Origin of the sequence: Ralstonia sp. A12 (genome assembly GCF_000801955.1) — a bacterium.
In the GTDB taxonomy this organism is placed as follows: domain Bacteria; phylum Pseudomonadota; class Gammaproteobacteria; order Burkholderiales; family Burkholderiaceae; genus Ralstonia.
Map to the genome: position 1 here is coordinate 169,998 of NZ_JSZO01000002.1, position 21,907 is coordinate 191,904.

The window sequence follows — 21,907 nt, forward strand, 5'->3', positions numbered from 1 at the left end:
GGTGTTTGACTGCACGGCGGACTCAGGCGGGGTGATTTGGCCCACGCCGCACCACGCACATCAGCAGGGCGCCGGCACAGAGGTACAAGCCCATCACGAACGTCAGCCCCGGCACTGGGGAGCCCGTCGTACTCGTGATCCATGTCGTGACCGACGGCATGATGGACGGCCCGAGGTTCCCCAGGCTGCTGATGAGGGCGATGCCGCCGGCCGCCGTCTTGCGCGGAATGTACTCACTCACGGCGGTAAAGAAGAGCGGCGTGGTGGACGACTTACCCACCGCCACGACCGCCAACGCCACGATGGACCACACCAGGTGGCCCTTGGCGAAAATCGTCAGAAACAGCCCCAGCGCGGCCAGCACGGCCATGCACAGAAAATGCCGGCGGCGCTCCTGGTGGCGGTCGGAGCTCCGGCCAACCACCACCATGCTGATCGCACCCACCACCGCTGGGATGCCCGCCAGCAGCCCGACCACAAACACATCCGCCACACCCCAGCTCCTGATGAGCGTCGGCGTCCAGAACACCACCGCGTAGCTCGCACCCAGAAACAGAAAGTACGTGAGCGAGAGCAGATAGACCTTCGGGTCACGCAACAGCGCACCCAGTGCGCCATGACCATGGCCCGCGTGTGCGCTGTCCTGGCTCAGCAGACGGCGCAGCGTGTGCTTTTCGCCTTGCGTGAGCCAGGTGGCGTCTTCGGGGCGATCTTTGAGCGTGAAGTACACCACGATGCCAAGCAGTGGCGCCGGCAGCCCGTGCACCACGAACAGCCACTGCCAGCCATGCAGGCCGAGCACGCCGTTCATGAACTTCATGAGCCAGCCCGAGGCCGGCCCGGCGATGATGCCCGCAATCGGCAGGGCGACCATGAAGATGGAGATGGCCTTGGCGCGCCGGCTGCTGGGGTACCAGTACGTCAGGTACAGAATCACGCCCGGAAAGAACCCCGCCTCGAACGCGCCCAGCGCAAAGCGCAGCGCATAGAACTGCATGGGTGTCTGCACGAACATCATGGCTGCCGCGCACAGCCCCCAGCACACCATGATGCGCAGCAGTGTCTTGCGCGCACCGATCTTTTCCAGGATCAGGTTGCTGGGCACTTCAAAAAGGAAATAGCCGACGAAGAAAATACCCGCGCCCGCCGCATACACCGCATCGCTAAACGGCAACGATTGCTTCATCTGCAACTGCGCAAAGCCGATGTTGATGCGGTCCAAGTAGGCAATGACGTAGCAGGTGATCAGCAGTGGCAAGAGGTGCCAACTGACCTTGGCAAAGAGTGCATCGTCATTGGGCTGCGCGTTGTCGCACAGGTCGGTCCGCGTTAACGCTTTGTCCATGTCTGTCTCCTGAGTTGTGGCGACGCGCCACGTAGGGCGCTCGCAGCGAGGCTTGTGCCGCCCCGATCAGGAGATGTTGCTAGGAATGCCTGTACGGCGGTGTGAGATGCAATCAATCCTTACATTGCTGCGCTGCGATCCGGTGCAACGCTTACGGCGCGCTGGACGATAAACACGCTGGGCTTGTGCAAGCGTTTTACGGGCAGATTTGAAATCCTTCGAAAATCAGGTGTCGTCGGGGCTGACCCCCTCTTCGTATTATTGGTCCGGTACCAATGCCATTGAATCAACCCACGATCTGATGGTATTGGAAAAATCGCCGATTGAATGGCCTATTTGTCGGTGGCGTATACCCATGGCTGTCCTCACTTCGTGTCAGCGCAATAATTAAACAGTCTATTCATAAAAGAACCATGGCCAGCGGAGATGCTGCGGCGTATTCCGTGTCCGGTTTTTATTTACATCTTCGCAGGTGGTCATAACCGTGAGACTCCGATTTCAAGGCAAAGAATGGTGATGTCTCATTGAGATCAACGGTGTTTCGACATAGGCAACGATTGCGTCGCCTATTGCAATCGTTTGGAAGTGCGGCATGCGTCGTAATCAATAAAAAATAAATAAGAAGTAAGAATCTTTCAGGCCATGTTTTTCGGCAACCTCCTAGGATGTGCAACTGAAGAGAAAGTGTCCTGCGGGTTTTAAGTCAGGAATATTGCAAATATAAAAACAACAGGTATCAGCTTTTTTTGGCTGATACCCCTATCAGTGTGATGAAAGCACCGCGCCTCCGTCGTGACAAACGGCGCTCGCAGGGTTGCGCGATCCACTTGATCTGCTAGTTGCCAGAGTCGCCAGGGGGGAAAGCAATGCCAAACGTTGTGTACAACGGGAACGGCTCGACCGGAGGGGCCGTCCCCGTCGATGCTACCAACTACGCCGCCGGCGCCACTGTCACGGTGGCCGCCCCAGGAGCCTTGGTTCGCAGCGGCGCGACCTTCCTCTACTGGAATACCGCCGCTGACGGGAGTGGGACGTATCACGGCGGCATCGCGGATTCGAGCTTCGCCTTCCCCAATCAACCGGGTGACCTGACGCTCTACGCCATCTGGGCCATCACCACTGGCTTAACGGGTGGTGGTGTTACCACCCACTACACGTTTGCGTATGAAGAAAAGCTCGGCGGCCCGGGTGGCGTCGAGCCCGCCCGTACCAACTCGGTGATCGCCGGTTGCGAAAGCGACTACAACTGGATGCAGACCCAGTTCGCTGGCGTGACCCCAGGCACCTTGCCCATCCCGACGCTTGTCACGTCTTTCGGTGGCGGCGCGAGCTGGTGGCCCCTGACGCTGAAGCCCGGCACCGGCGGTGCGAACTTCGTGCGTGAGCTGATCATCGCCGAGGTCGTCGAGATGTTCATGGCCGCCCAGCACAAGGGCTGGGGCTATTCCAACGGCGTGGGCGACGAGGAGAGCTGCGGTGAGGCGCTCTCGCTGTTCCTGCTGGTGCAGTTCCAGATCAGCATTGGTGACACAAGCCTGATCTCGACGGGTAGCTGCGCCGGTTGGCTCAACACGTCGCTGCCGGCCAGCAATCCAGCGTCGACCGAGTTCGATGGAACCAACCACTACGGAGCGCGCGCCGACTGGATCAACAACACCGAACCGTTCGCCGGGAATGGCCCCGGGACGGGCTGCTCGCTGCTCTTTCTTTACTATCTCTTCCATCAACTCGGCTTTTCGATTCCGGCCATCATCGCGGCAGCGCCCGGCCTCGATTCGAGCAACAACCTGATCGGCGGCTCGTGCCTGCGCGGCGTCTACCGCAACCTGACCGGCGACAGCTCCGATCCGTTCCCGTACTTCGCGAGCCTGCTTGCCGCAGCCTTCCCGCCCAATCAAGTCTCCGCCATTGGTGGGGCGAACCGCGACGACCCCTGGCCACTGGGCACGCTGAGCTTTGTCGGCGCCAAGAACACCTGGGGCCACGACGAGATCAACGACATCATCGGAAACGGGGGAACCTACCCCGACGGCATCTACTTGGCGCTTGACGGCTTCAGCCGCGACATCTTGCAGGGGGCCTCACCCAGCCTACCGGCCATCGCTTTTGGTGGTGTGACCTCCGTGGTCTCGACAACACCGCCCGCCATCTATTACTCGAGCACCAATCTCAAGGCGCCCCAGCAGATTCTGTTTGCCTTCGACATCCGCTTCGCCAACCCACTCGGTGGCTTTCCGGCGACTGGCGAGACAGCAGCGGCGGTCACATCGTCGATCAATGTGTTGGGCACGGCGTTTCCTGCCGCGACGGAATTCTTCTTCCTCGCGGGGGCTGATCCGTACTTCACCAATGTCGTGCAGGACCCGACCGATCCGTCCAAGCTCACCGTCCCCTGGTTGAGCGAAGACCTCAGAGTCTTTACCGCGACGCCCGGGGCACCGGGGCAGCAAACCCCTGTCCCGGGCGGGCCGCAGTTTGTCGAGAACAGCGTAGGCGGCGCCTTTGATTTTTCCGGCGCTTACACCTATGTCCAGGCGCTTCTGGTGTACTTGAATCAGAACTATGGCAATCCCTCCGGCATCGATCCGTTCCTACCCGGCAGTAACGTGATTCCTCAGCAGCAGAGCGAATTCAACGCCGACTCGTCGGTCACGCCCTTCACGACGATTGGTGCCAACACATACAACAACTACAGCTTCGCCCTGGCACGCGTGCGGCTGAAGGGCTCGCAGGGGTCGGCTGGCGCAGCAACGGGCGTCAAGGTGTTCTTCCGAATCTGGGGCACGCAAAGCGCCGACACTGGTTGGGACCCGACGTCAACCTATCTCAGTCACAACGACGCCAGCGGCAATCCGCTCTGGCCTCAGGCACCCGCCGACAACCACACCGTTCCCTTCTTTGCGACGAGCGCCGCGCCCAACTTTGGCGCAGCCACCGACGCCGAGTTCGCGACCGGCGGCTTCACCAACACTGGCGCGAACAATCTCACCATCACCATTGCCCAGGGGGATTCTCAGTGGGCCTATTTCGGCTGCTTCCTCGACGTGAACGATAGCAGCCGACAGGTCAACGGCGTGTCCGTCTCGCAGGCCTTTCCGGGCGGCACCCATCACTGCCTGGTCGCGCAGATCGCCTACGCCGGGGCGCCGATCCAGACTGTCGGCGGGAGCGTGCCGACGCCTGAGAGCAGCGACCAGTTGGCCCAGCGCAACATGCAGGTCACCACCTCGGATAATCCTGGTCCGGCCTCCGCGCACCGGGTCCCGCAGACGTTCGAAGTGAGGCCGAGCGCCGCGCCACTGACGATGGGGTCACTAGCCGGCCGGACCGACGAGCTGATGATCGACTGGGGCGAAATCCCGGAAGGATCCACGGCCCGCATCTATTGGCCAGCAGTATCGAGCGCCGAGGTGGTCAAGCTGGCTTCTTGGATGTACGGCGTGCACCCGTTGAGCGCATTCGATGGCCACACGATTGAATGCAAGACCATCAAGGGCGTGACGTTCGTGCCCATCCCGCAAGGCACCGGTCCGGCGTTCGCGGGGCTGTTCACCGTGGATCTGCCGCAGACGGTGACCACGGGTGAGGAGTTCAACATCGTGGTCCGTCGGATCGGCAAGCGCCCGCTACGCCGGCGCCAAGACAACAATCCTGTGCCGAACCCGCCGACGCCGGCATTGCAGATTGCAAAGGTCTCGACAGTCCAGCGCGGCACTAGCAACATCGACTTGCCCGAGCCTGCCGCCGCGCCGCAATCGAGCAAGGTGCCCGAGCCCGGGGCTCTCGTCGCGGCGTCACCGGCCTATGAGCGCTATATCGTCGGCTCCTTCCAGGTGAAGATTCCGGTCTCCACGCGCGAGGCGATGCTGCCTGCGGAGGAGAGCACGCTCGCGATCCTCAAGGCGCGGCTGGAGGCGCTGCCCAAGACCAACCGCTGGTATCCGGTGCTGCTGCGCTTCATTGACCAGATTGCCGGACGTGTGGACGGCCTGGGCGGCTACGCGGGCGCCATCCCGCCATCCCTGCTCGGATATCACCACCCAGTGCAACCGCAGCCCGGCCACCCGCACGAATTCACCGGCAAGGTCAGCGAGGTGATGTTTGACTGCTTTGGCGACTTCGTCGGCTTCGCTCTCGACAACTGCTGCGACCGTGAAGTCTTCGAGAGCCGGGAAAAGGAGATCGGTGAGTTGATCCTACGTGCCTTGCACGACCGCTTGACCCTCACTGTGCTCACGGCGGAGAAGTCGCGTCGCATTGTCCGCCTGATGGTGATTCGATAGCGTGAAGTGGCCGGGCCTTGTTGCGCTTCGATGGGCGCCCCGCAGTCAATCCTGACGTTGCTGCGGGGCGCTCTTTCTGGAGGGAGCGGCGGGCTCAGTGGAAGAAGAGGGTGCGCATGCCAAAGGTGTGATGCGCCTCCGCGGCCATCAGCACCATCAACACTAGCAGGCACAGGGGCGGGATCAGGATGGCGTATACCAGCGCCAGCCGCTCCCACACCATGTGCATGAACACCGACACAATCAGCCCCGCCTTGGCGATCATCAGCACGACGATGAGGATCCAGCGCGTCAGGCCCTCCACGCGAAAGTAATCCACCAGGTACGACAACGTGCTAAGCACGAACAGCAGGCCCCAGATCTTCAAGTAGATGCCGATGGGGTGTTGTTGGCCGTGGGCAGCGGGTGTGGAAGATGGGTCGCCGTGGTCTATCGTGTCCATGACATGCCTCACCACAAATAGAACAACGCAAAGATGAACACCCAGACGAGATCGACGAAGTGCCAGTACAGGCCCGCGATCTCGACGATCTGGAAGTTGCCGTGTTCGGCAAAGCCCGGCTGCCGGATCTTGCGCGCGATCAGCAGCAGATAGATCACGCCGCAGGTCACGTGAAAACCATGGAACCCGGTAATCATGAAAAAGCACGCACCAAACTGCGCGGCGCCCAGCGGGTTGCCCCACGGCCGCACGCCTTCGAGCACGATCAGCTTGGTCCACTCGAACGCCTGCAGGCAGACGAAGCTGGCGCCCAGCAGCGCAGTGGCCAGCATGAGCGCGGCCGCACGTTTGGCGTTGCGCCGGTAGCCAAAGTTGACGGCCATTGCCATGGTGCCGCTGCTGCTGATGAGCACGAAGGTCATGATGGCGATCAGCAGCAGTGGCACCTCTACGCTGCCGATCTTCATGCCGAACACCTCGGCCGTGTCGGGCCACGGCACCGTGGTCGACATGCGCACCGTCATGTAGCCGATCAGGAAGCTGCTGAAGATGAAGGTGTCCGACAGCAGGAAGATCCACATCATGGCCTTTCCCCACGGCACCTTGAAGGCTTCGCGGTCGGCCGACCAGTCGTTGACGATGCCGTGCCAGCCCTCGGGCAAGGCTTCAGCAGAATCACTCGGGAGCGTGGGGGTGCTCATGGCGTGGCTCCATACAACGGCCCGCAGACGGCGGTGACGAACGCAGGGGTGATCCACCACATCGCCGCCAGCAGCACGAGCCACACGGCCAGCAGGAAGTGCCAGTACGTTGTGCACAGGGCGATGGCGCGCTGGGTGCGGTATTGGGCAAATGCAGCGTTGCTGCGCAGGCGTGCGACTGTCACCGCCCAGACGATGAGCCCGCCGATCACGTGTGCGGCATGCAGGCCGGTGAAGACATAGAGGAAGCTGTTGGATGGGTTGACTGTAACCCCTTGCCCGCTGGCCGAGAGTTGCTGCCACGCAGTCCATTGGCCGAAGACGAACAGTGCGGCGAGTGCACCGCCTGCCAACAACCAGATCGTGCGGCGTCCGTCTGCGCGCCGTGCCAGCTCCATCGCCAAGCTGGCCAACGCGAGTGCACCGGTGTTCCACCACAACAGCACGGGGTGGGGCACGGGCATCCAATCGGGTTCGCGCATGCGCATTGCATAGGCCAGGATCAGCAGCGAGAACAGCGCCGTCACCACACCCATGAAGACGCGCAGGCCCGTTTTTCCCACATTCTGGCCAGCGCTTGGTAGAACAGGTGGAGCATCAGGAACGAAGTGGCGGGGCAGGGTCGTCATGCGCGCACCCCGCCAGCGTGGAGGATGTCGGCTTCCGTTTCAGGCGCACCAGGTGCACCGGAAGGCGGCTCGTTCTGCGGCACGAAGTCTTCCGTGCGATCAGGCGGGCTGTACTCATACGCCCAGCGATAGACCACCGGCAGCGTCGGCCCCCAGTTGCCGTGCACGGGCGGCGTTTGCGGGGTCTGCCATTCGAGCGTGGTGGCGCGCCACGGGTTGCCGCCGGCCTGCTTGCCGCGCACCAGGCTCCACGCCAGGTTGAAGAGAAACAGCAACTGCGCCACGCCCACGATGATCGCGATGATGGTGATGAACGTATTCAGCGTCTGTGCAGATGGGGGGATGAAGCTGTAGCCCTCATACGCGTAGTACCGGCGCGGCATGCCCAGCACGCCCAGGTAGTGCATCGGGAAGTAGATCAGGTAGGTGCCGATGAAGGTGATCCAGAAATGCGCGCGGCCCAGCGTGTCGTTCAGCATGCGGCCCGTCACCTTCGGATACCAGTGATAGAGGCCGCCAAACACCACCAGGATCGGCGACACGCCCATCACCATATGGAAGTGCGCAACCACGAAGTACGTGTTGGAGAGCGGAATGTCCACGCTCACGTTGCCGAGGAAGAGCCCCGTCAACCCGCCGATGACGAACGTGCTGATGAAGCCGATGGCAAACAGCATCGGTACGGTCAGGTGGATGTCCCCACGCCACAGCGTGAGCACCCAGTTGTAGACCTTGAGCGCCGTCGGGATGGCAATGATGAGCGTGGTGGTGGCAAAGAAGAAGCCGAAGTACGGATTCATGCCCGACACGAACATGTGGTGCGCCCACACCACGAACGACAGCACGCCGATGATGATGATGGCCCACACCATCATCTTGTAGCCGAAGATGTTCTTGCGCGCGTGCGTGCTGATGAGGTCTGACACGATGCCGAAGGCCGGCAGCGCAACGATGTACACCTCGGGGTGCCCGAAGAACCAGAACAGGTGCTGGAACAGCAACGGGCTGCCGCCGGCATGCTGGAGATGCTGCCCCATCGACACCACCGCCGGTACGAAGAAGCTCGTGCCCAGCGTCTTGTCGAGCAGCATCATGATGGCCGACACGAACAGTGCAGGAAACGCCAACAGCGCTAGCACGGTTGCCGTGAAGATGCCCCAGACAGTCAACGGCATGCGCATCAGCGTCATGCCGCGCGTGCGCGCCTGCAGCGTGGTCGTTACGTAGTTGAGCCCGCCCATGGTGGCCGCAACGATGAAGATCGCCAGCGACACCAGCATCAGCACGATGCCCCATTCCGTGCCCGGTGTGCCCGGCAGGATGGCTTGCGGCGGATACAGCGTCCAGCCCGCGCCGGTCGGCCCACCCGGCACGAAAAAGCTTGCCACCAGCACCAGCACCGCCACCAGGTAGACCCAGTAGCTGAGCATGTTCAGGAACGGGAACACCATGTCGCGCGCGCCGAGCATCAGCGGGATCAGGTAGTTGCCGAAGCCGCCCAGGAACAGCGCCGTGAGCAGGTAGATCACCATGATCATCCCGTGCATGGTGACGAACTGGTAGTAGTGGTTGGCGTCGATAAAGGCGAACTTGCCCGGAAAGCCCAGCTGTAACCGCATCAGGTTCGACAACACGAGCCCCACCAGCCCGATGGCGATGGCCGTGAGCGAGTACTGCACCGCGATGACCTTGTGGTCCTGGCTCCAGACGTAGCGTGTCCAGAAGCTCTGTGGGCCGTGGTCGTGGTCGGTGTGTGCGTAGGACATGGAGTCTCCTCGCTACGGTTTTGCGGCGGTGGCTGCAGCGTCGGCACCTTGCGCCTTGATGTAGGCCACCAGCGCCGACAACTCCTGCTCGCTCAGATCGAAGTTCGGCATGATCGGTGCGAAGCCTTTCACCACGCGCGCTTTCGGGTCGCGGATGAAAGCACGCAGATAGGCTTCATCGGCCGTCGCGGTTGATCCGTCGGCCATGGTCTGGGTGGAGCCGTACAGGCCCTTCCACGTGGGGCCAACACCAGGGCTGCCGTTGATCGTGTGACAGGCAACGCAGCCCTTGGCCTGCGCGATCGCCTTGCCTTGTTCTGCCAACGCCTGCGCGCTGCCGCCGGCGGTAGCGGATGCCGCTTGCACCTTGGCTTGCTCGTGTTGCTCAAGCGTGGGTTGCTGCGCCAGCCAGCGCGCGAACGACGCTTCATCTTCCACCACCACCACGCCGCGCATGTTGGAGTGGCCGATGCCGCAGAGCTGCGCACACAGGATGTCGTAGCGGCCCGCCTTGGTGGGGGTGAACCAGAAGGTCGTGACCATGCCCGGCACCATGTTCATGCGCGCGCGGAACGGCGGCACATAGAAGTCGTGCAGCACATCGCGCGAGCGCGCCAGCACCTGGATCGGGCGGTTCAGCGGCAGGTGCACCTCGGCGGCGTCGATCAGGTGGTTGTCGCGTCCGTTGGGGTCGTTGGGGTTCAGGCCGAACGGGTTGTCGTCGGAGATGTAGCGCACGTCGGTCGTGCCGAGCTTGCCGCCCGCGCCGGCAAAGCGGAAGCGCCACTGCCACTGCTGCCCCAGCACTTCCATCTGCAACGCGTTGGCCGGTGGGCGCACGTAATCGGCATAGACAAACAGGCCCGGTGCCAGCATCGCCGCCACGCCCACGGAGGTGATGCCGATCAGCCACCATTCCAGGCGGCGGTTGTGTGGCTCGTACGTGGCACGGTGGCCGTTGGGGTTGCCTTCCCTGTGGCGGTAGCGCAGGAGCGCCGCGACGACGAAGAGATTGATGGCGATGAACAGCGCGCCGGTGATGACGATGGTGATCGTCAGCGTGTCGTCCATGCGGACCCAGTTGGACGCGATCGGTGTGATCCACCACGGGCTGACAAAGTGAAACCCCACCGCCAGCACGACGATCAGCACAAGCGCAATCGCAAGGGCCATGGGCACCTCCCGCCGAGGATCTTCCTCCACACGCTAAGGACAGGCTAGGTCGCGCACTCGGATCGTGCAAGGCAACGAAAGGAGGACGCGCGCCCGGCATGCGGATAGCGCGGATGCACGCTCTGCATGCTGCGATGCAATGCAAAACGGCCGCCTCCGGCATGTGTTGCCGCAGGCGGCCGTCTCCTGATGGCGTCGGGTGTCTTGCGGCGCCGCAGGAAAAAAAACGGCGCGTCAGTGCATCGTTTCCTGGGCGCGCCGCTCCAGCATGCCGTATGTGACAGCCGTGACCGCGCCAAATAGCAGGTTCGCCAGCAACGGCCCGGACCCGCGCTCTGAGGCGAACCATGGGAATACAGCCGTCATGCCGTAGAAGTTGACCACGTACGCCACGATCCCGAAGGCCACCCCAATGGCGGCAAGCATGCCCATGCTTGAGTCAAAGTGGAATGGAGCGATGATGGCCCCAAGAATCATCCCCATGATGGCGCCCAGCACGAAGTGCAGCACCAGCGCGGTTGCCACGATGCCGAAGCTGAACAGCGACATCTGCTCAAGCGCCCCCTGGCCCATCACCATGGCCGCGATCTTGTGGGTCGGGCGCCACGGGCTTTCATTGAGCACCATGGTCGACCAGAAGAACTCCAGCACGATGACCAGTGCGCCACCCACAATGCCCGACACGGCGGCGGCCATCCAGTCAGGCATGCGGCGCTCCCAATGATGCGATTGCATATGCAGTTCCATACGGACCTCCTGCTGATGTATCTACGTCAGCACTTAAGCATCGGAAGCGCCACTCGCAGTGCTCGAAAGCGCCACTCGCACAAGTGCCCTTTTGCGTAACTCAGTCTGGCAGATACGGGTGCCAACGCAAGCTACAAAAACCCTGCGCATCACACAGCACTACCGCGTTCTGCTCGAAGGTCAGCATCAGGGTGTCGGCGATGGCCCAAGGGTCAACGCTGTCGACGAAGAGCAGCAGGCTGGGCTCCGGTGCCCACGCATTTGATATGCCCGTGGGCGTGTCTTCAGGCGGGCCGCCCTCGCCCGCAAGCCAAGGCATGCCACGTGCGATGGCCCAGGCAAGCAGCTTGGTCTGGCGCGCGGCGTTCTCCTCTGCAGAGACCGGGTGCGAGAACGGCTGGTGCGCCGTCACGAACACGGCCCACGGTGCATCGGCTTGTGCAAGCAGCGCGGCCACGCTCGGGTTGGCGGCATCGATGGGCAGCAGCACGTCGCCTTGCGGCGATTCGACGCGATACCGTGCGCTGCGGTAGGCCGCAATTAACTCGGGTGTGGGAGCAGGTGGATGCCGGTGCATTGTTGTGTCACTTGGTCACAGTCATCTGATTTGGCGCAACGCAAAAGGGCCGTGGATGTCACAGAATACGCATGTGCCGGCAAAGCCGTGCCATAGCAATCATCTACAACCACTCTCCTGCGAGGCTTCAACCATGTACAAGAAAATCCTGGTCGCCGTGGATGGCAGCGAAACCAGCAAACTGGCCCTGACCGAAGCTGTGCGCTTGGCCAAGGCTTTCCAGAGCACCGTGCGTGCTGTGTATATCGTCGACAGCCCGGCCATGCTGTTCGACGTCGGCTACTACGACCCGAGCGAGCTGCGCAAATCATTCATCCAGGCCGGCACCGCACTGCTGGCCGATACCGGCGCCACGCTGACCAAGGAAGGCCTGACGCACGAGACCGCGCTGGTGGAAACCGAAAGCGTGGGCGAAGACGTGGCCGGCGCGCTGCAGCGCGAGGCCGTCAAGTGGGGCGCTGACGCCGTGGTGATCGGCACGCACGGCCGCCGCGGTCTGGCGCATGTCATGCTGGGCAGCGTGGCCGAGAAGTTCATCCGCCAGGCCACCATGCCGGTGTTGCTGGTGCGTGGTCCCGCCAAGGGCTGAGCATCGGTTGTTGTTGTGCAGGCGGAGGCTCGGCGGCATCGGCCAGATATCATGTTGGGATGAGGGTCGCGGCCTGCGAGGTGCGCGATCCAGTTTGCTCCAAACGCCTCCGTCGTCATCCCACCATGAATGTCACTCCAGACGCCCCGCAGCGTCGCGCTATCCGCACCCTGACCCCGCTCGAAGGACGCGTGCTCAGCGTCCTGGTCGAGAAGCAGAAAACGGTGCCCGACACCTACCCGCTGACGCTCAACGCGCTGGTTGCCGGCTGCAATCAGAAAACCGCACGCGCGCCGGTGATGACCGTGACCGAAGCCGAGATCCTCACGGCCATCGATGGACTGAAATCGATAAGCCTGGTCATGGAGGGCAGCAGTAGTCGCGTGCCGCGCTTCGAGCACAACATGAATCGCGTGCTGGGTGTGCCGAGCCAATCCATCGCGTTGCTGACCGTGCTGCTGCTGCGCGGCCCGCAGACCGCCGCGGAGCTGCGGCTGAACGCCGCACGGCTCCACGCCTTTGCCGACATCTCGTCCGTTGAAGCGTTTCTGGATGAGATGGCGGAAAGCGAGCCACCAACCGTCGTGAAGTTGCCGCGCACCCCGGGTGAGCGTGAAAGCCGTTGGATGCATCTGCTGTGCGGTGAAGTCGCGTCAACCGACATGCAGCAGAGCGGCACCGCCGACGAGGCCATCGCGCCTTCTGAATTCGAAGCGCTGAAAGCGGAGCAGAAGCGATTGGCCGACAAGGTCGCCCGGCTTCAGGCGCTGGTCGAACAGATGGCGGGGGAGTTGGGTATCTCGATCGACACGTCGACGCTGTAAGCGCGACGCGCCCGACTTCAAGCGTGTACAGGCCCGGCATTGTGGGCCCGCACACAGGCCGTCAGTTCACGCGCCCGCCGACACAAACAACGTGCAGGCGCCTTCTTCCGCCGCCGACACATTGCGGCGGAAGCCCGAGAACAGGTCTCGCCCAACGCCAGCGTGGTAGTGCGCCAGGTTTGGCGTCGTGACTTGGCGGGCATTCCATTCCGCTTCCGGCACACGGACTTGCAGCGTGCCGGCTTCCGCATCCAGCACGACGATGTCGCCATCGCGCACACGCGCCAGCGGCCCGCCGTTGAGCGCTTCCGGCGTGATGTGGATGGCGGCAGGCACCTTGCCCGATGCGCCCGACATGCGGCCGTCCGTGACCAGTGCCACCTTGAAGCCGCGTTCCTGCAGCACCGACAGCGTGGGCGTGAGCTTGTGCAGCTCGGGCATGCCGTTGGCAGCCGGACCCTGGTACGGCAGCACGGCAATGAAGTCGCGCTCCAGTTCCCCGGCCTTGAAGGCGTGGATCAGGTCGTCCTGGGCATGGAAGACACGCGCCGGCGCTTCCACAAAGCGATGCTCCGGCTTGACCGCCGACACCTTGATGACCGAGCGCCCGAGGTTGCCGTCCAGCACGCGCAGACCGCCGTCTGCCGAGAACGGTTCGGCCACGCCGCGCACGATGTTGGTGTCGAGCGAGGCTGCGGCGCCGTCGCGCCACACCAGCTTGTGATCTTCCAGGAACGGCTCTTGCGAATGACGGCGCAGGCCGCGGCCCATGATCGTCGTCACGTCGTCGTGCAGCAGGCCGGCATCGATCAACTCGCGAATCACGATCGACAAGCCGCCCGCCGCCTGGAATTCGTTCACGTCGGCCTTGCCGTTCGGGTACACGCGCGCCAGCAGTGGAATCACGCCTGACAGATCGTTGAAGTCGTCCCACGTGAGCAGAATGCCCGCCGCGCGTGCCATGGCGATCAGGTGCAGCGTGTGGTTGGTCGAGCCGCCCGTGGCCAGCAGGCCGACGATGCCGTTGACGAACGCACGTTCATCCAGCACATCGGCAATGGGGGTGAACTGATCGCCGCCGTAGACGAGCTTGAGCACCTGGCGGGCGGATTCACGCGTGAGTGCTTCGCGCATCGGCGTGCCCGGGTTGATGAAAGCGGTGCCCGGCAGATGCAGGCCCATGACCTCCATCAGCATCTGGTTGGAGTTGGCCGTGCCGTAGAACGTGCAGGTGCCGGCACCGTGGTACGACTTGGATTCGGCTTCCAGCAGGTCAGCGCGCGAGAGCTTGCCCTCGGCGTAGCGCTGGCGTGTTTGGGCCTTCTCATCGTTGCTCATGCCAGTGGTCATCGGGCCGGCGGGCACGAAGATGGCCGGCAAATGGCCGAACGACAGCGCGCCGATCACCAGGCCGGGCACGATCTTGTCGCACACGCCCAGGTACAGCGCGGCGTCGAACATCTGGTGCGACAGCGCCACGGCGGTCGACAGCGCAATCGTGTCGCGCGAGAACAGCGACAGCTCCATGCCGTCCTGCCCCTGCGTCACGCCATCGCACATGGCCGGCACGCCGCCGGCATATTGCGCGGTGCCGCCGGCTTCCAGTGCGGTTTCCTTGATCCACGCCGGAAACGCCTCCAGCGGCTGATGCGCCGACAGCATGTCGTTGTACGCCGAGACGATGCCGATGTTGGGCCGCTCCAGCGCCTTCAGGCGGATCTTCGCCTCGCCCGGCATGGCTGCAAAACCGTGGGCGAGGTTCGTGCACGACAGCAGCGAGCGCTCGACCTTGCGGCCGATGTTCTTGCGCGTGACGTCCAGATAGGCCTGACGGGGGCCGCGGCTGCGGTCGATGATGCGCTGGGTGACGTCGGCCAGTACGCGGTGCAGGGCCATACGGGTTCTCCTGGTGGGGTCTCGGGGCGGAATACTGTAATTTTCCTACAAACGAGCCGGCCGTGGTGCAGGGTTTTCCACAGGTGCCCGTTGCTTCCTGGCGGTTGAGCACGCGAATTGCGTGCCCGGAGAAGCGCCACGGGTCTGGCTGTGCGCCACTCCAGGCGTTCGGCGGTCGATCGGAAAACGTTGCCTGGACAGTCGTAACAACGTCTTGCCTGTGATGTAGTAATACTACAGAATGGGCGAGAAAAGCACGTTGTACCGCTAGCCGCCACAAAACGCGCTCACAATGAATCGACCTGATTCCTGCGCGCTTTTTCGTAGGTCTTCTAGGCTAGCCTAATCGATGGCTCACACACAGGAGAAGACGATGTCGGTGCCCGCATTCGACATGGTGTTGTTTGGCGGTACGGGCGATCTGGCCCGCCGCAAGCTGATTCCGGCCTTGTTCGATGCGCACCAGGGCGGCGAACTCCACCCGCGTGGGCGGATCTTCGCCATCGGCACTCAGCCGCTGGAGACAGGGGGCTATTTGGCCCTGCTTGAGCGCGAAACGCGCCCGACCATGCGCCTGTACTCCGGCGCGCCTGTCTCGGACGATGCCTGGGAGTCGTTTGCCAAGCGCATCGTCTACCAGCAGGTCGATGCCCGCAAACCCGAGCATTTCGACGGGCTGGCCGTCGCACTGGGTGAAGACCGCGCGCCTGTGACCGTGTGCTATCTGGCCACCGCTCCCGGCATCTTCATCGACATCTGCGCGCAACTCGCCCGCGTGGGCTTGAACACACCCAATGTGCGGCTCGTGCTGGAAAAACCGCTCGGCACCGATCTCGCGTCGAACGAGCGCATCAACTCCGCCGTGGCGGAGTTCTTTGCCGAAGAGCAGATCTACCGGATCGACCACTACCTCGGGAAAGAGTCTGTCCAGAACCTGATGGCGATCCGCTTCGGCAACGCGCTGTTCGAGCCGCTGTGGCGCCGTGAGTGGATCAAGGACGTGCAGATCACCATTGCCGAGCAGCTTGGCGTGGAAAAGCGCGGTGATTTCTACGACGGTGTCGGCGCGCTGCGCGACATGGTGCAGAACCACCTGCTGCAGCTGCTGTGCATCGTCGCCATGGAGCCGCCGTCGAGCCTGTCGCAGGACGCCATCCGTGACGAGAAGTTGAAGATCCTCAAGGCGCTCAAGCCGATCCCGCTGCAAGAAGTGCCGGAGAAGACCGTGCGCGGCCAGTACCTGGAAGGCGCCATCGCCGGGCAGCCGGTGCAGGGGTATCTGCACGAGCAGGGCATTCCGCCCGACAGCCGTACCGAAACGTTTGTTGCCATCAAGGCCGAGATCGCCAACTGGCGCTGGGCCGGCGTGCCGTTCTACCTGCGCACCGGCAAGCGCATGCCGCAGCGGCTGGCCGAGATCGTGGTGCGCTTTCATGACGTGCCGCACGCGCTGTTTCCTAAGCCGCTGATCCAGTTTCCGGAAAACCGTCTCGTCATTCGCCTGCAGCCGGAAGAAAGCATCCGTCTGCAGTTCCTGACCAAGACGCCGGGCGCGGCGCTGGGCTTGCAGCCTTCCACGCTGGACCTGGACTTCACCAACCACGGCGGTGTGCGCCATGCCGGCGCGTATGAGCGTCTGCTGATGGACGCAGTCAACGGCAAGCTGGGCCTGTTTGTGCGCCGCGATGAACAAGCCGAGGCGTGGCGCTGGGTCGAACCGATTATCGAAGCGTGGAACGAAGCGCGTACGCCGCCCAAGGGCTATACCGCAGGTAGCTGGGGCCCGGCCGCGTCGAGCGCGTTGCTCTCGCGCGATACCGCCGCCTGGCACGAGGAGATGTGATGACGATGCAATGGCATGCCGTGGCTGACGCGCAAACGCAGGTCGCGCGCTTGGCAGAAGCCATTGCCGGCGCGCTTGCGCGCGTGATCGACGAGCAGGGCAGCGCTTGCCTGGCTGTATCCGGTGGCCGCTCGCCCATCGCCTTGTTTGCCGCGCTGCGTGTGCTGCCACTGCGCTGGGCCAATGTATCGATCACGCTGGTCGACGAGCGCGCCGTGCCGCCCGCGCATGCCGACAGCAACGCGCGCCTCGTGCGTGAGCACTTGCTGCAGGATGCGGCGGCGGTGGCGCGTTTCTTTCCGTTGGTGCTGTCACCGCATGTGCACGGCGAGTCGGTGGATGTGGATGCGTGTGTGGCGACCGCCAACGATCCGTTTCAGCAACCCGACGTAGTGATCCTCGGTATGGGCGACGATGGGCACACGGCTTCATTGTTTCCCGATGCGGCAGAACTGGGCGACGGCATCGATCGCAAGCACGCGCCTGCATATCTGCCGGTGCGCCCCGGTACGGCGCCGCATCGGCGCATCAGCCTGAACCTGTCGGCGTTGTGTGCGGCGCGGCGGCTGTTCCTGTCGATCACGGGGCCAGTCAAGCGCACGGTGTTCGATCAGGCGGCGCAGGGCGTGGCACAACACGCGCTGCCGGTGAGCTACGTCATTCATCAGCGGGAGGTACCGCTCGATGTCTATTGGACTGCATGAAGTGAGCGCAGGCACCGCGGCCGACGTCACGGCCTACCCGCGCCTGGTGGCCGACGTGGGTGGCACCAACGTGCGCTTCGCGCTCGAGATGGCGCCCATGCGCCTCGCCCATATCGGCGTGCTGGCCGGTGATGACTACCCCTCGCTCGAAGCGGCCATGCGCGCCTACCTTGCCGCGTTGCCGCGCGAGATTGCGGCGGCCGGTGTACGCCACGCGGCCATCGGCATCGCCAACCCGGTGCTGGGCGACCAGATCCGCATGACCAACCGCGACTGGGCGTTTTCCATTGAAGCGATGCGGCAGTCACTGGGTTTCGACACCTTTGTCGTGCTCAACGATTTTGCCGCGCTGGCGCACGCGCTGCCGTACCTGCCGGCGGATGAGCTGGAGCAGGTGGGCGGTGGTGCCAGCCTGACCGATGCGCCGCGCGCGCTGCTGGGCGCCGGCACGGGCTTGGGCGTAGCGTCATTGCTGCCCACGCCGGACGGTCGCTTCGTCGCCGTGGCGGGTGAGGGCGGTCACGTTGCCTTTCCGCCCATGAACGACGAGGAAGTCGCCATCTGGAATTTCGCGCGCGACCGCTTCGGCCACGTGTCGGCGGAGCGACTGATCTCGGGCATGGGGCTGGAGCTGATCTACGAAGCGCTGGGCGCGTGCTTCGACCTCTGGCAGCAAGGCCCTGCCGTGCGCCGTGCGGCTGACATCACCGCCATCGCGCTCGGCGAGATGGAAGACAACGTTGGTGATCACGCGCGCTGCCGCTATGCGGTTGACACGTTCTGCGCGTTCCTGGGCACCATCGCGGCCAACCTGGCGGTGACGGTGGGCGCGCGCGGCGGCGTGTACATCGGTGGCGGCATCGTGCCGCGTCTGGGGCCGACCTTCGCCAACTCGCCGTTCCGCCGGCGCTTTGAAGACAAGGGCCGCTTCTCGGCCTACGTGGCGTCGATGCCGGTGTATGTGATCCGCTCGCCGTACCCTGCGCTCATCGGCCTGTGCGCGGCGATGGACCACGCGGTGGCGCAAGGGCACTGATCGCGCCTGGAAGTCGGTGCGGCGGATGAAGCGTTTGTCATCTGCGCGCCACGTTCGCGTTGGGGGCCGCCTTCTACGCTGACCCTGTCTCTTACACGACGACAGGAGTCTGCGATGACCTTCTCTGCTTCTTATGTATTGCCCGCGGCGTTGTCGCTTGCGGCATTTTTCGGTGCCGGACCGGCGCATGCCGTGACGCAGATGACCGTGCAGGAAGCGGCCTTGCCGGGCGCCTATGCTCACCTGTTCGGCACACCTGCCGACGCGAAGGCCGCCACCCGCGTGATCGAATTGCGCGGCCAGAAGTTGATCCACGTGATTTCCGGCGAGACGGTGGTCTTCCGTATTGGCGGCCAGTCTGCCGCATGGCATTTCACCCCGCGCAGCAGTGCCGGCAATGTGGCATTGAATGAGCTGATTCCCCAACTGCCCGGCGATGTGCGCGTGCTGATTGAACGCAGCCCGATCTACTCAGGCAGCTGACGGTCTTGCGGAATAGCGTTGCCCTTGCGCAGCGCCACTTCCAGCACCAGCGCGTCGAGCAGCGCCAGGTGCAGCAATCGGGCCACCATGGAGCGGTCAGCCACGGCATCGTCCACGTCGGCTGGCAGCACCACATCGGCCAGCGCAGCCAGTGCGCTGTCGGGCGCCGTCACGGCAATCACGTGCACGCCCAGTTCGCGCACGCGCTCCACTGCCGTCTGCAATTCAGGCAGCGCGCCCGACTTGGAAATGGCGATCACCACATCGCCAGCCTGCAGCACGTTCAACGACATCGACACGAGATACGGATCGCTGTACGCATTGGCGGGAATGCCGTAGCGGAAGAACTTGGTTTGCGCATCGGCGGCCACCACGCCGGAGCTGCCGAAGCCGTAGAGGTCGATGCGGTGTGCGGTATCGACCAGTGCAACGGCGGCTTCCAGCACGTGTGCGTCGAGCCGGTCTTGTAAGGCGGCGAGTGCGTCGATGGTGTTCTGCAGCACGCGCGTGCCCGGTGGCGGTGCGGCGCGTTCAGGCGCGGCACCGCGTGCGCCGTCATGCGCAACGTTGCCGAGGTTGCCTTGCGCCAGCCGCAGCTTGAAGTCCGACAGGCCGTGGCAGCCCATCGAGCGACAGAAGCGGATCACGGTCGGCTGGCTCACGCCGGCCTCGCGTGCAATGGCGGCCACGGGCAGGCTCAGCACCGTGCCTGGCTGGCGCAGTACCCAGTCCGCCACCTGACGCTCCGCTGGCGACAGCGATGCACGCGCGGTGCGGATGCGTTCGCGCAGGTCGGTTGAAGCATTGGCGGGAGCGGGGGGCGTGGCCTGTGGGGCGCTTGTCTGGGCGCTCATCTGCGCGGGTGTCCGGTGGTCGATCGCGTCACGATAAAGGCTTGTGCAGCCTTGCGCAACCGCTTGCTTAGGTGTCGATGCCTCCGCCCGCAACTGTATGTTTTTGCACTGTTGCAGGGGCCGGACGGTGGATACGGTGAACGACGCCCACAGCGCCACAAGCGCCGTGGTTCGACAACGTCGTACTCCTCAAAAGGACATCCGATGCTCAGTACTGCCACCCCCATGCAGCACCTCTCCTCCTTGTGCCGTCACCTGGCCCGCGCATGGCCGCTGGTGCTGGCGGCTGGGGCCTCCGGGTCCATCCATGCAGCCACCGACTGGGTCGACACCCACACCAAGGCCTTCGTCACGGGCCCGCAACTCATGGCGCGCGGTGCCGCCAACGAGGTCGCCCCCGGCCAGACCACCGACGTGCTGATCAGCCTCACGCCGCGCAACGAGGCCAAGCTCAAGGCGCTCGCGCACGACGTGAACGACCCGCGCAGCCCGCACTACCGCAAGTACCTCACGAGCACGCAGTTCCTGGCGGACCACGCGCCCACCCAGGCGCAGGTGGATGCCGTGGTGAACTATCTGCGCCAGAACGGTTTCATCGACATCGAAGTCGCGCCCAACCGGCTGCTGGTGTCGGCACGCGGTACGGCGGGCACGGTCAAGACGGCATTCAACACGCCGCTGGTGCACTACCAGTTTGCCGGCCGCAGTGGCTTTGCCAACAGCGGCCGCGCGCAGGTGCCGCGTGCGCTGGGCGGCATCGTCGGTTCTGTGCTGGGGCTGCAGAACGTGACGCGTGCGCGCCCGCTGCTGCGCGTGGGGGATGTAGCGGAGGCGCGTACGCTGGCCGCCGGCACGGCCACGGGCCACTATCCGAAGGAGTTCCCGGCCCTGTACGGCGCCACCGGTGTGCCGACGGCCAGCGGCACCACCATCGGCATCATCACCATTGGTGGCGTGTCGCAAACGCTGCGCGACCTGCGCACCTTCACCAGCAGCAATGGCTACGCCACCGTTGCCACGCAAACCATCAAGACCAACGGCACCAGCGGCAACTACACCGATGATCAGGACGGCCAGGGCGAGTGGAACCTCGACAGCCAATCCATCGTGGGCGCGGCCGGCGGTGCAGTCGGCAAGCTGGCCTTCTACATGGCTGACCTGAATGCGCCCGGTAACACGGGCCTGACCAAGGCCTTCAACAAGGCGGTGTCGGACAACACGGCCAAGATCGTCAACGTGTCGCTCGGCTGGTGCGAGAACGACGCCAACGCCGACGGCACGCTCAACGCCGAAGAGGCCATCTTCACCACGGCCGCCGCGCAGGGGCAGACCTTCTCCGTCTCCTCCGGTGACGAGGGCGTCTACGAGTGCAACAACCGCGGCTACCCGGATGGCGGCAACTACAGCGTGTCGTGGCCGGCATCGTCGCCGCACGTGCTGGCCATTGGTGGTACGACGCTCTACACCAGCGGTTCGAGCTTCGCCAGCGAGACGGTGTGGAACGAAGGCCTGGACGGCAACGGCAAGCTGTGGGCCACGGGCGGCGGTGTCAGCCAGATCCTGCCGGCACCGAGCTGGCAGGGCGGCAATGCACGCCTGTTGCCCGATGTCTCGTTCGATGCCGCGCAAAGCACCGGCGCCTACATCTACAACTACGGGCAACTGCAGCAGATTGGCGGCACCAGCCTGTCGTCGCCGATCTTCGTGGGCTTCTGGGCACGGTTGCTGGCGGCCAATGGCAACCTGGGCTTCCCGGCGGCGCGGCTGTACAGCGCCATTCCGGCCAACGCCTCGCTGTTGCGGTACGACGTGGTGTCGGGCAACAACGGCTATCAGGGCTACGGCTACAACGCCGCCCAGGGCTGGGATTACCCGACGGGTTGGGGCAGCCTGAACATCGGCGCGCTGAACCAGCTCATCCAGTCGGGCGGGTTCTGATGCGGCGGTGATGTTGCGGGCAGCTTCACGGAAAGCGTGAGCTGCCCCCATCGCCCACCCGGCGGTTCTACAATGAG

General features: G+C 63.9%; 18 protein-coding genes. 8 read left to right on the forward strand and 10 right to left on the reverse strand.

Going from position 1 to position 21,907, the window contains the following annotated elements:
• Nucleotides 1-22: 22 nt before the first annotated feature.
• A complete protein-coding gene (locus PI87_RS05150; RefSeq protein ID WP_052321403.1) occupies nt 23-1,345 on the reverse strand; it encodes an MFS transporter in 1,323 nt (440 codons plus the stop codon).
• 866 nt (nt 1,346-2,211) lie between these two features.
• Here PI87_RS05150 and PI87_RS05155 point away from each other — a divergent pair.
• Entirely contained in the window at nt 2,212-5,628 is a 3,417-nt protein-coding gene (locus PI87_RS05155; protein ID WP_039596617.1) for an InlB B-repeat-containing protein, read from the forward strand.
• A gap of 94 nt (nt 5,629-5,722) precedes the next feature.
• Here PI87_RS05155 and PI87_RS05160 read toward each other — a convergent pair whose 3' ends face one another.
• The 7 genes from PI87_RS05160 to PI87_RS05190 all read right to left on the reverse strand — a co-directional run bounded on the left by PI87_RS05160 (nt 5,723) and on the right by PI87_RS05190 (nt 11,663).
• Entirely contained in the window at nt 5,723-6,070 is a 348-nt protein-coding gene (locus PI87_RS05160) for a cytochrome C oxidase subunit IV family protein (RefSeq protein ID WP_442965456.1), read from the reverse strand.
• Nucleotides 6,071-6,078: 8 nt separating this feature from the next.
• A complete protein-coding gene (locus PI87_RS05165) occupies nt 6,079-6,771 on the reverse strand; it encodes a heme-copper oxidase subunit III family protein (protein ID WP_039596618.1) in 693 nt (230 codons plus the stop codon).
• Entirely contained in the window at nt 6,768-7,400 is a 633-nt protein-coding gene (locus PI87_RS05170) for a cytochrome c oxidase subunit 3 (protein WP_039596619.1), read from the reverse strand. The genes PI87_RS05165 and PI87_RS05170 overlap by 4 nt, the downstream gene beginning before the upstream one ends.
• Entirely contained in the window at nt 7,397-9,166 is a 1,770-nt protein-coding gene (ctaD, locus tag PI87_RS05175; protein WP_039596620.1) for a cytochrome c oxidase subunit I, read from the reverse strand. Before ctaD ends, PI87_RS05170 begins: the two co-directional genes overlap by 4 nt.
• Before the next feature lie 12 nt (nt 9,167-9,178).
• Complete coding sequence (locus tag PI87_RS05180) at nt 9,179-10,339, reverse strand: cytochrome c oxidase subunit II (protein WP_039596621.1); 1,161 nt, start codon at nt 10,337-10,339, stop codon at nt 9,179-9,181.
• A 234-nt stretch (nt 10,340-10,573) separates the two neighbouring features.
• Nucleotides 10,574-11,086 carry a hypothetical protein gene (locus tag PI87_RS05185; RefSeq protein WP_039596622.1) on the reverse strand — a complete coding sequence of 171 codons (513 nt, stop codon included), beginning with the start codon at nt 11,084-11,086 and terminating at the stop codon, nt 10,574-10,576.
• 100 nt (nt 11,087-11,186) lie between these two features.
• Complete coding sequence (locus PI87_RS05190; protein WP_039596623.1) at nt 11,187-11,663, reverse strand: DUF3293 domain-containing protein; 477 nt, start codon at nt 11,661-11,663, stop codon at nt 11,187-11,189.
• Nucleotides 11,664-11,796: 133 nt separating this feature from the next.
• Here PI87_RS05190 and PI87_RS05195 point away from each other — a divergent pair, with 133 nt between their 5' ends.
• The gene (locus tag PI87_RS05195) at nt 11,797-12,252 is read left to right on the forward strand and encodes a universal stress protein (protein ID WP_039596624.1); all 456 of its coding nucleotides are present in this window, start codon (nt 11,797-11,799) and stop codon (nt 12,250-12,252) included.
• Nucleotides 12,253-12,377: 125 nt separating this feature from the next.
• On the forward strand, nt 12,378-13,076 hold the full coding sequence (locus PI87_RS05200; protein ID WP_039596625.1) for a YceH family protein: 699 nt from the start codon (nt 12,378-12,380) through the stop codon (nt 13,074-13,076).
• Between the two features lie 66 nt (nt 13,077-13,142).
• Here the strand turns inward: PI87_RS05200 and edd are convergent, their stop codons facing one another.
• Nucleotides 13,143-14,972 (reverse strand): phosphogluconate dehydratase, encoded by a 1,830-nt coding sequence (gene edd, locus PI87_RS05205; protein WP_039596626.1) that lies wholly within the window; start codon nt 14,970-14,972, stop codon nt 13,143-13,145.
• Nucleotides 14,973-15,345: 373 nt separating this feature from the next.
• Between edd and zwf the strand changes: the two genes are divergently transcribed.
• The 4 genes from zwf (at nt 15,346) to PI87_RS05225 (ending at nt 19,038) form a co-directional block, all read left to right on the forward strand.
• Nucleotides 15,346-16,815, forward strand: coding sequence for a glucose-6-phosphate dehydrogenase (gene zwf, locus PI87_RS05210; RefSeq protein ID WP_039596627.1), 1,470 nt, complete (start codon nt 15,346-15,348; stop codon nt 16,813-16,815).
• The gene (gene pgl / locus PI87_RS05215) at nt 16,815-17,519 is read left to right on the forward strand and encodes a 6-phosphogluconolactonase (protein WP_039596628.1); all 705 of its coding nucleotides are present in this window, start codon (nt 16,815-16,817) and stop codon (nt 17,517-17,519) included. Before zwf ends, pgl begins: the two co-directional genes overlap by 1 nt.
• Nucleotides 17,500-18,555, forward strand: a complete 1,056-nt coding sequence (locus PI87_RS05220; protein ID WP_039596629.1) for a glucokinase — start codon at nt 17,500-17,502, stop codon at nt 18,553-18,555. The genes pgl and PI87_RS05220 overlap by 20 nt, the downstream gene beginning before the upstream one ends.
• A 114-nt stretch (nt 18,556-18,669) precedes the next feature.
• Nucleotides 18,670-19,038, forward strand: a complete 369-nt coding sequence (locus PI87_RS05225) for a CzcE family metal-binding protein (protein ID WP_052321404.1) — start codon at nt 18,670-18,672, stop codon at nt 19,036-19,038.
• Here the strand turns inward: PI87_RS05225 and PI87_RS05230 are convergent.
• Complete coding sequence (locus tag PI87_RS05230) at nt 19,023-19,892, reverse strand: MurR/RpiR family transcriptional regulator (protein WP_052321405.1); 870 nt, start codon at nt 19,890-19,892, stop codon at nt 19,023-19,025. The two genes, PI87_RS05225 and PI87_RS05230, sit on opposite strands and share 16 nt — an antisense overlap.
• Before the next feature lie 204 nt (nt 19,893-20,096).
• On the opposite strand from PI87_RS05230, the gene PI87_RS05235 reads away from it, so the two are divergent.
• A complete protein-coding gene (locus PI87_RS05235) occupies nt 20,097-21,830 on the forward strand; it encodes a S53 family peptidase (RefSeq protein ID WP_052321406.1) in 1,734 nt (577 codons plus the stop codon).
• Nucleotides 21,831-21,907: the final 77 nt, after the last annotated feature.